The organism is Owenweeksia hongkongensis DSM 17368 (assembly GCF_000236705.1).
In the GTDB taxonomy this organism is placed as follows: domain Bacteria; phylum Bacteroidota; class Bacteroidia; order Flavobacteriales; family Schleiferiaceae; genus Owenweeksia; species Owenweeksia hongkongensis.
Map to the genome: position 1 here is coordinate 3,990,350 of NC_016599.1, position 9,708 is coordinate 4,000,057.

Annotated in this window: 6 protein-coding genes; 1 reads left to right on the forward strand and 5 read right to left on the reverse strand. The window is 39.3% G+C overall.

Features of this window, described 5'->3' with window-relative positions:
- The first annotated feature begins 268 nt into the window (after positions 1-268).
- Positions 269-889: a hypothetical protein gene (locus tag OWEHO_RS17575; protein WP_014203854.1), complete on the forward strand. Its 621-nt coding sequence runs from the start codon at positions 269-271 to the stop codon at positions 887-889.
- Between the two features lie 3 nt (positions 890-892).
- Here OWEHO_RS17575 and OWEHO_RS17580 read toward each other — a convergent pair whose 3' ends face one another.
- Genes OWEHO_RS17580 through OWEHO_RS17600 form a run of 5 tightly spaced genes read right to left on the reverse strand, consistent with a single transcriptional unit; the run spans position 893 to position 9,701 of the window.
- Positions 893-4,030 (reverse strand): type I restriction endonuclease subunit R, encoded by a 3,138-nt coding sequence (locus tag OWEHO_RS17580; protein ID WP_014203855.1) that lies wholly within the window; start codon positions 4,028-4,030, stop codon positions 893-895.
- Positions 4,031-4,054: 24 nt separating this feature from the next.
- Positions 4,055-5,188 carry a PD-(D/E)XK nuclease family protein gene (locus OWEHO_RS17585; protein WP_014203856.1) on the reverse strand — a complete coding sequence of 378 codons (1,134 nt, stop codon included), beginning with the start codon at positions 5,186-5,188 and terminating at the stop codon, positions 4,055-4,057.
- 32 nt (positions 5,189-5,220) lie between these two features.
- Complete coding sequence (locus OWEHO_RS17590) at positions 5,221-6,552, reverse strand: hypothetical protein (protein ID WP_014203857.1); 1,332 nt, start codon at positions 6,550-6,552, stop codon at positions 5,221-5,223.
- A gap of 11 nt (positions 6,553-6,563) precedes the next feature.
- Positions 6,564-7,832: a DUF2130 domain-containing protein gene (locus OWEHO_RS17595; protein ID WP_014203858.1), complete on the reverse strand. Its 1,269-nt coding sequence runs from the start codon at positions 7,830-7,832 to the stop codon at positions 6,564-6,566.
- A 30-nt stretch (positions 7,833-7,862) separates the two neighbouring features.
- Positions 7,863-9,701: an ATP-dependent nuclease gene (locus tag OWEHO_RS17600; protein ID WP_014203859.1), complete on the reverse strand. Its 1,839-nt coding sequence runs from the start codon at positions 9,699-9,701 to the stop codon at positions 7,863-7,865.
- Between the last annotated feature and the right edge of the window lie 7 nt (positions 9,702-9,708).

Consider the following 9,708-nt stretch of genomic DNA (forward strand, 5'->3'; position numbering starts at 1 on the left):
ATGATACCATAAAGCCTAAATCTTGCTTGTCAGCAGTCTTGCTTTTTTTTGTTTTTAGTTTCTCCCTCAAGCATAGCTTGGCTCGGCCTAAAACAAAAAAAGCCGCAAGTTTTAAAAACTTGCGGCTTTATGGTCGGGGCGGCAGGATTCGAATTTACCGCATATTTTTTTGACATTGATTATCAGTGTTTTATTTTGGCTAACATAGTGAATAATGGCCTTTTTGTCCCCACTTTGTCCCCATTTTTTAATACAAAATCAATGAATTATGTCTGAATATAGTTACCGAGCCCCAGAAATGCTAATTGACATTTGTAGTAGTCGAGCACGAGCCAGTCAGCTTATACAAAGGGGGAAAGATTACAATGTTTTGCTTAGCCATTTACTGAAAAATGATTATTTCAGAGAAGACAGTCAATCTGTTCCAACAGGGAAGGAGTTGATGGAACAGATTGGTTTAACAAGTTATTGGTATAAAAAATATCTCAATGAAATATACCATGATCTTGTGATAGATCACGAAAACCTACCTGCTGAAACTGTCTCTGGGATGCAGTGTTATATCTATCTTTCAGGAAGGGAGGGCAAACACTCAATGATGAAAGTTAATGGGATACAACATGTTCCTCAAAGAGGTGACATGATGAGTCTTCCTGGATTCAAAGCTCAGCTTGACGGCAACTTCTTCTATGTTACTGAAGTAAGTCATGAGTTTACCGAAGGAGAGCATGTCATAAGAATCTGGGTAAAATCAGGGTTTTACAACAGCTATTGGGAACTGCGTAAAGACAGAGCACGAATCCTGAATGAGTTGACCCATGAAGACTTTTCTCAAAGATCTGATTATGATCTACAGCAAGAACTAATTAAATTCAATAAACGGTGGTAGGCATTACGAATACTTCTTAAAATTCTCAGCCTGTTCAAATATCTCTTTATACACTTCGTCCCGATCTATCGGAGGGTAGTCGTTTTCTGCTAAGAGGATTATGAGATCTACTTTGAGTTCAGCTTTGATGTCGGCCCTTTTGCTCCAGTCGGTGTACTTAGCTTTATCATCCACTACATTCTTTACTTCTTTGGCGAGATGAATGAGTTTATCTTCTGGGTAGGCAAAATCATATCGATTTGCTAACTCTTTAAGTATATCATAGAAGGCTTTTTCTTCAAAGTCGATACCCATGCCCTGAAATGATTCCTTTTCCTTTTTCATGGCATGGTACAGGTCAATGATTTCATCGGTGAAGTCCTCTAAAACCTCGCTACGAAGTACATCAGATTCTTTACGTTCGTTATAGCGATCCACGATAGTCTGCATCTGTTTTGAGAAATCAATTCCCTTTATGCGGTTCACTTTCTTGAAATCATCAATGGCTTTGGCAAGGAGCTTTTGCAAAAGCTTAATCTTGGTATGAGGCAATTTGATCTTGTCAATCTTGGCGAGGTAGTTTTCGTCAAAAATGTCTACTTCTTTCTGTTCATCTTCCCCCAGCTTAAAAATTTCTTGTACGCCTTCACTTTCAATAGCATCCTTAATCATTTCGCGCACCTTGGCATTCATTTGAGCCGTATCTGGAGCTTCTCCCTTCGTAAGCTTGAATACAATCGATCTAACAGCAATGTAGAAGTAAATATGATCCTTTTCCTTATTGGATAAGGATTCACTGCCCGAGCAAATATCATAAGCAGCTTTTATTCGCTTCACCAATTGCATAAAGCGCTTCTCAAGATCCTGGGTAGCTTGAATGTACTCTGCCGCCTTATTAAGTGTATTCAGCTGCTCCACAGGTGATCCATCAAAATACTTGGAATAATCAAACTTGTGGAAGATAGCTTCCAGTAGATCAAGGTGATCTTTTACCACCACGACCGATTGCTGAATATCTTCAAAGTTCTGGCTATCTACTTTTGAGTAAAGGGCCAAAGCCATGTTCATTTGCTTTTTGATGCCAATGTAATCCACCACCAGTCCTTTCGATTTGCCTTCAAATTTTCGGTTTACCCGCGAAATAGTTTGAATAAGGCTATGCCTTTGAATAGGCTTATCGATATACATTGTGTCCAGAAAGGGAACATCAAAACCAGTGAGCCACATATCTACAACTATGGCAATCTTGAAGTTGCTCTTGGCATTCTTAAACTGCCTGTCCAGTTCTTTGCGGTTATCTTTGGTACCCAAAGCCTGGTACATCTCATCAGGGTCGTCCTTGCCACGGGTCATTACCATCTTTACTCTTTCGATGGGGAGTATTTCCTTTTTCTCCTTTTCGGACAGCTCAGCACCTTCCTCATGTGTTTTTACTTCGGCCCACTCAGGGCGCAAAGCAATAATCTCCTTATACATTTCAAAGGCAATTTCGCGCTTACTGCACACAATCATGGCTTTGCCCTTAAGGGTGGCACCTTCTGCAATTCTATTTTCATAGTGCTGCACAAAATCCTTTGCCTTAGCACGAATTACATCGGGATCACTCAGTATGGCATTCATACTGGCCATTTGCTTTTTGCTTTCGTCTACTTGGTATTCATTGGCTCCATCTTCAGCCACTTGGGCATAGTAGCTTTCTATTTCTTGAATCTTATAGTTGTTTAGTAGAACTTTGGCTGCGCGTCCTTCATAAACAATGCGAACGGTAATATCATCCTTTACCGATTCGGTCATGGTGTAGGAATCCACAATTTCTCCAAACACATCCATAGTGGCATCAATGGGAGTTCCGGTAAAGCCTACAAAGGTGGCGTTGGGGAGGGAATCATGTAAGTGTTTCGCAAAACCAAAAGATTTCTTCACCCCATATTCCGTCACTCGCACCTTCTGGTTTAGATTTACCTGGCTACGGTGCGCTTCGTCCGAAATACAGATTACATTGGTTCTATCTGTTAGGAGCTCTGTATCTTCATTAAACTTGTGAATTGTGGTAAGGAAAACACCACCACTGTTTCTTCCTTTTAGCTTTTGGCGAAGATCTTCACGGCTTTCAACACTGCTTACAGAATTGTCTCCTATGTAACCCTTGGCATTTGTGAATTGACCAGCCAATTGATCGTCCAAATCGGTTCTATCGGTAATCAGAACAATGGTGGGGCTGGCAAATTCCACGCTTTTCATAAGAAGCCGCGTAAGGAAAAGCATAGTGTAGCTTTTTCCGCAACCTGTCGCTCCAAAGTAGGTACCCCCTTTACCATCTCCTTCAGGCTTTCGGTGTTCTAAAATGTTGTGATAGAGCTTGCGAGCTGCATAATACTGTGGATATCGACAGACTATCTTCTCTTCCTTTCGGGAAGTGTCTGGCACATACACGAAGTTGTGGATGATGTCCAGCAAACGCTCCTGATCAAACATGCCCTGAATCAGAGTATGCATGGCATCGATTCCGTCTACCTCCAGCTCATTGCCTGTAATCTTACGCCAGGCATAATAGAATTCGTAAGGAGCAAAGAAGGATCCGGCTTTGCTGTTTACACCATCACTGATCACAGAAAAGGCGTTGTACTTGAAAAGCTCTGGAATATCCCTTTTATATCGAGTAGTCAATTGCACGTATGCATCATGCATTACAGCTTCTTCTCTGATGGCCGTCTTCAACTCAAATACTACCAGCGGCAAACCATTGATATATAAAATACCATCCGGGATCCTTAAGGAAAAACCTTGAATTTCCAACTGGTTTACCATTTGGAAAGTATTGTTTTCAGGGTTGCTGAAATCTACCAGCTGGATAAAAAGATCCTTCTGTGAGCGGTCTTCACGCTTCACAACAAAACCATCGCGAAGCCAGTGCATAAAGGTTTTGTTGCTTTCATAAAGATCAGAAGAGGGGAGAGCCTGTAATTGGCGAACAATACCATCTATCTCGACATCTGTAATCTGTTCTGTAGCATAACGTGTTTTTAGTGAGTTCCTGAGTGCTACAACATTCAATACCTCGTCCGGGCTGCGAGTAATCTCAATTCCCAAAAGGTGAGTGTGACCTTGCTGAGCAAGAAGGTCAATAAAGGCTTGTTCGAGTTGGGCTTCGTTGAATTTCATAGATATTAATGTCGGGAAATATTTTTACTGGGCGTTTGAGGTAAATAGAAACTCCTCAATTTTTCTAAAAATATTTAACAATTTACTCTCACTCAGCTTGTTTTGGATTGTTACATCCAGGTCCCAGAATTGATCTTCCGAAATGTTCTCAATAAAGGTTGAAGCAAAATGATACCATGGGTTCTTTGTGGTATAGAAGTCAGATTGTAAAAGAGCTTTTTCGTCTCTCTCAGTAAAAATAATGTCCTTGTAACGTTTCCTATCTTCTTTGAGTTCATGCCACATTTCCACATGCAAACTAAGGTTTCCTTTAGTCATTAGTTCTTCAAAGGAAACTGTAATTGCCAAGTTTTCATTGTGTTTTGAGCAATACCATCGTAACCGGTCTTGATCTCCGTCTCGTGGGATGCGCATATCTATATCTTCTAGCGCATGGCCAGCAGCTTCAATCTTGTTAACAGCAAATTCTTTGATTTCATGCTTTATAATAAGGGCTTGATTTATTTGCCCCATGTGCTTCAAATAGAACCCAATATTTTTTTTGTCCATATTAGCATTGCTAAGGTTTAGTGTGTTCTGGTAGAAATCATGGAGGAAAAACATGTATTTCTCATTATCCTTCATTTGGTTGCTCTCGAGGTTTTTCATCACAGCCTTCAAAAAGTCAATATGTGTAATGTTTACAAATTCAGGATGATTGATATTTGAAATCGGATGCAGTGACAACACGATGCCGCACATGTTTTCTCTGGCATATTTGTCTTCAGAAAGTATAGTATCCCAATAATCCTCAAGGTCATTATTTAAGGTGTGGTAAACCTTATTTTCAATAATCAAAGCCACATCTTCACCGTGTAGCAACAAATCTATTCTCCCGCCTTTTTTTGTGCCATATTCTAACCTTGGAGTGAAACCGTTACTCATTGCAAAGACTTTTTTCTCTGGATCAACTTTAGAATTGATAAGCTGCAAGAACGAGCTAACGAACAAATCACCGAACCCGTGCTCTTCATTTACATCAAAGAAGAAAGCATATATGTTAGACATTACATTCTCATAATGAGGCTGCCTGGCAATCCCCAAAAAAGTTTTGGGTGTGGCTCTTATCTCTGGGATTGGGGTTTGTTCCAGAAATGTTTGCAAGGTTGAGATGTTCATATTTTTATAGTAGGGCTTTAGGTTTGATGGTTTTATTCGTTGATTGAATTAAATGCTTTGAAGGCATCTAATACAAACCTATTGAAACCAGTGCCATTGTCTGTTGTCAGATCAATTCCCTGCAAATCTTGATAGGGTACTTGTATGTAGCAACGGAAACCAAATGAGACATCGAATTGAGATTTACCACTATAAAGCATTTTATCTTTCCAATGGCATTGGGCTTTCCAGTCAAAACTTGAAACAAATGAAGAATTGAAAAAGGATTCTAAGTCATTCCATGACTCCCTTTTTTTTCTGCCTGAATACTTTTTGAAATTTTGTTGATTACATATGACTGTACCTCCTTGCACTTGTTCTTCAGAAAAGTCAATAGAAGCAAAGAATCTTTGAAAGGAAGTGAATTTTATGTGTGAGTGCTTTTTCAAAGGATAGTTTATCCCAGCAATCTCAATAGATTCTTTTTCGCTCCATTTCATGTTCTTTGGTTTGTAAAGGGTCCAGCCTTGGCTCTTTGTGTTGCCAGGCCACATGGAAATAACAAGGTTAATATTGTTATTGGGGTCCCTCTCAAACCAAAAGAGCAGTTCACTAGCCCAGGATAAGTTTAAATTTAACCCCTTTCTATCATTGTAATTTAGTAATTCGATGTTCTCGCTTTCACAACTCTGTAGAGCTGCTTCCAGTCGCATTAATCGAGCTTTATCATTAACGGCATTGTTGGTCAATACACTCAATGGCTTTATTGGTAACCAGTGAGTTTTATGCAATTGAACCAACTTTAGAAAATCCTTAACAAAGGGACTTCTATAGCCCGCCCCTCGAGTTAAATTGAAATAGTGATTTGTGGATTTTGTAATATCACTCCATGATAGAGCCTTGGTTTTTACTTTTTCTCTAATTAGTTCTACTTCTGACTGAAAGAGTTGGTTAATCTGATTGTAGAGCTGTTGTTCGCATTTTGACTTGTCAGTTTTTACTTCAACAATGATCAAAATGGAGCCGTTAATCTGGACTATAATATCGGTGACTTGGGATTGACTCTTATTTCCTGCTGTTCTCTCATGGAAGGATTCAAGAAAGCAAAGTTCCTCTGTTAAAGAAACCGCATAAACAGTGTCAAATTCACTTTGTGAAAGATCATTTATGCTGACCTGTATATCTATGGAAAGACTATCGTCAGAATTGAAAAGCTGGAAGCTTTGATCGTAATCTTGTTCCTCGAGTACTTCAGAAATAAATCTTTCTAATAACCATTGGTCGTTTTGCAAGCAAAGTACAAGAGCTCTACTAAGATTGTTTTCAATATATTCTTGATTTTGATTTAGATTAAATGGTTTGTAGATGTTAAGATGTTTGTTCATTTCGAAGTGAATTAATCTATTTGCTCTTCATCCGACAAATTCTGATCTAACTCCAAAGCCCGCACACTTTGCACGGCATTTCCTGCAATACCCTTGATAGAGCCATACATGTCGATGGTGTTGGTCACTACTTTGTCGATTTGTTTTTCGCGTTGTTTCCAAATGCGGGCCATGGAACGTTTTTCGCTTTCCAGGTCGTTTTTCATTTGTGAGAAACCCTCTACTATGGCCTCTACCTGCATGCGGAAAGTGTTACTGGTAAGGAAATCATAGAGCATGTGCATTTTGTCGCCTTTGCCTTCCTGAGAAACGACCACCTTGCTGATTTGAATAACGGACTCCCGTAATACGGCACTTAGTCCTTTGAACTCTGCAAACGAGCAAATCCATACGCCATCTTTCAGGCCCATGCGTTCCATATCGGAAGGCATGGCTTCGGTTACCAATACACCTAAGTCGGCTTCTTTATCGCGCATATCGGCTTTAAACTTTTCGATCCATCCGGCCTGAAAGTCTTTGGTGCGCTTACTCTCGTAGTAGATCTTACCGCAATTGGCCATGGCGCGCGTGTTTACCACCTGAATGCAATCGGCACCACGGGCACCTTTCTTAATTTCCTCGATGGAGTCTAAGGGAAAGTTGGAGGCCAACCACTCTTCAATGGCCAATTCCTGCACCTCGCCTTGCAATTGCATGGAACCTTGCTCTTGCTTGCGCTTCATCTGTTCCGTAAGATCAATTTGGTCTTGTAATTTTTTCTGAAGTTCCTTTAGGCGCAGTTCATTTTTATCCTCTTCAGCTTTTCTAATCCTTTCCTTTTCCTGTAGGATAATCTCATTTAGTTTCTTTTGCGCTTCAGCTTCCACAGCTTCTTTCACTTCACTATTCTCCCGTTTCAAGCGCTCAATTTCTGCCTTGGAGCGATTTAGCTCTTTCAGTTGCTCTGACTTTTCATTAAGCTCATTTTGCAGGGCCTTAAACTGTTCCTCCTGCTCCTCGCTGAGTTTGGCTTTCAGTTTAGCCTCAATGGTTTTGCGCTCATCCGAAAGTTGCTTTTGCAAACGTTCCTGAAAGAGTTCATTTTCCTTGCGCTTGGTTTCTTCAAAAGCCGCTTTAGCCTTATCCAGATCTTCCTGCTGTGTTTTAAACTTATCGCGCTCCGCATTCAGCTGATTCTGGTATTTCTTTTTTATTTCATCCTCCAGCTGGTGCGAAAGGATGTCCTGAACATCTATGATGGTGCCGCAGTTGGGGCAGGAGATTTGGTTAGTTGTATTCATTTCGATTGATATTTGTTTTCCATACAATATTTAGAATGGAAGATCGTCACCTTCTTCGTCCATGAATAGTTCAGCAATTGCAGGTGGATCAATTACACCAAGGAAAATTTTAAGTTTTTCAGGAAACAGACTTTCATCATAGGTAAAAGCCTCATGATTGAGTAATTCCCAAATCGCAAGACTACTTTTGTCATTAGAATCATATCCAATTACTGTCTCCAACTTTTGCACATTAAAATGGATATTTCCCTCTCCGGCTGCATTTATAAGATTACGATTAGTCCCCATCATCTTTTTTAATGTGGCTTCTGAATGAGTGATTCCTTTAGAGTTTTCTTCTTTAGAGATGGATTCCCATACTGCGTCCTTTGAAATAGCCTCAAACTCCCAGTTTGCCTTATCGGTGAAGTCTGTTTTGAAATCCCAATCGGTTATTACAAAATAGTCGATTTGAAAATGTTTACATAATTCAATCAAATAGAGGGCAGTCCCTTTACCGTGATGACAGACTACAGAGATATTCTCAAAATTCATAAAGGTATCTGCATAGCCCACTTTATCATTAATAGAATCGTTATCGCTAATTTTTTTAGAAACGGCATCTTTTATTACATGCGTATAAACCATAACATCATTCGGCCCTTCTACAAGTAATACCTTCTTACTAAAAAGTAAGCGACTTAAATTGGGTTCAATGGTCTTGATAAACTCATTATAACGGGAAAGATCAATCACTTCTCCTGTGGTCTCATCAACCTCGGTAGAAGAAAAGTCATCAATGCAGTTGTACTTATTGATGGTTTGATTACTCGAATCTAACTCAAGACGAATCAGACCTTTAGTGTCAAATGGATCTAACATCTTGTCTGAGTGGGTGGAGTAAATTACTTGATGCCCGTTTTTTGCGAGATTGCAAAGCACCGTTTTATAGAAGTATTCTTGGTGATTTTCATGTAGGAAACTTTCAGGCTCTTCAAATATGAATAAACAATTATCTTCATCGTTGAATTCAGCAATAGCTTGAATTACTGCCATTACGAACATTGAAATGTAACCATCACCAAAATGGTCAATAGGAACCAGATTATCAACCTCACCATTTAGACCTATTTTGAACAACATTCTTAAAAAGATGTCCTCGTAGTTTGGTAATCCAAACTCAACCGCACAGTCATTGTTTCTTAAGTTAGTGCTATAGTTCTTTTTAATTGCTACAATAAATGACTCCAGTTTTGAGCCACTAAGCACCTTAGAGGTGCTTTGCTCAATTTCATTTTCGAAATCATTTCGTCTATCAGACATCTCCTCGTCACTATCGACAATCTTCTGAATGTGTTTACCAAGAAAAGACCGAATATTTCCCCAGCTTGTTTTATTTGTGACGATTTCCTCTTTTATGTTATGGAAGTTTATAAAGAAAATATTGTAGTATCGAGTTGCTCCAAAAGCTTGGTAGTTTACATCCGGGTTCCCATATGCATTTAGACCAAGGGAGTTTAAGGAATCTATTTTACTTCCAACAATAATCTCTCCATCCGTTATTACATGTAACTTATGGTAGCCAGATAAATTTGCATTTTTGGCTCCATCAAACTTAGGTTCCGTTGAGCTATCCACTTCAAGGGTGAATTCAGGCACTTTGTTAATACCCCTATTATGGAAGTCATCAATTGTGAAAGTGTCTTTCGAAACAAAGTTTACTTGTAAACCATAAAGAATAGCGTTGATGAGATTAGTTTTACCCGAATTATTATATCCGACAATAGCAACAGGCCTGTCATATCCATCGTGTGGAAATTCAAAATGTTGGGCAACACCAAAAGACCTATAATTCTTAATTGATATTGATTTTAATCTAATTGATGACATAGTTGGT

Excerpts from the sequence above, each read along its gene's own strand:
- OWEHO_RS17575 (WP_014203854.1), top strand. The coding sequence starts at position 269 with ATGTCTGAATATAGTTACCGAGCCCCAGAAATGCTAATTGACATTTGT.
- OWEHO_RS17580 (WP_014203855.1), bottom strand. The coding sequence starts at position 4,030 with ATGAAATTCAACGAAGCCCAACTCGAACAAGCCTTTATTGACCTTCTT.
- OWEHO_RS17585 (WP_014203856.1), bottom strand. The coding sequence starts at position 5,188 with ATGAACATCTCAACCTTGCAAACATTTCTGGAACAAACCCCAATCCCA.
- OWEHO_RS17590 (WP_014203857.1), bottom strand. The coding sequence starts at position 6,552 with ATGAACAAACATCTTAACATCTACAAACCATTTAATCTAAATCAAAAT.
- OWEHO_RS17595 (WP_014203858.1), bottom strand. The coding sequence starts at position 7,832 with ATGAATACAACTAACCAAATCTCCTGCCCCAACTGCGGCACCATCATA.
- OWEHO_RS17600 (WP_014203859.1), bottom strand. The coding sequence starts at position 9,701 with ATGTCATCAATTAGATTAAAATCAATATCAATTAAGAATTATAGGTCT.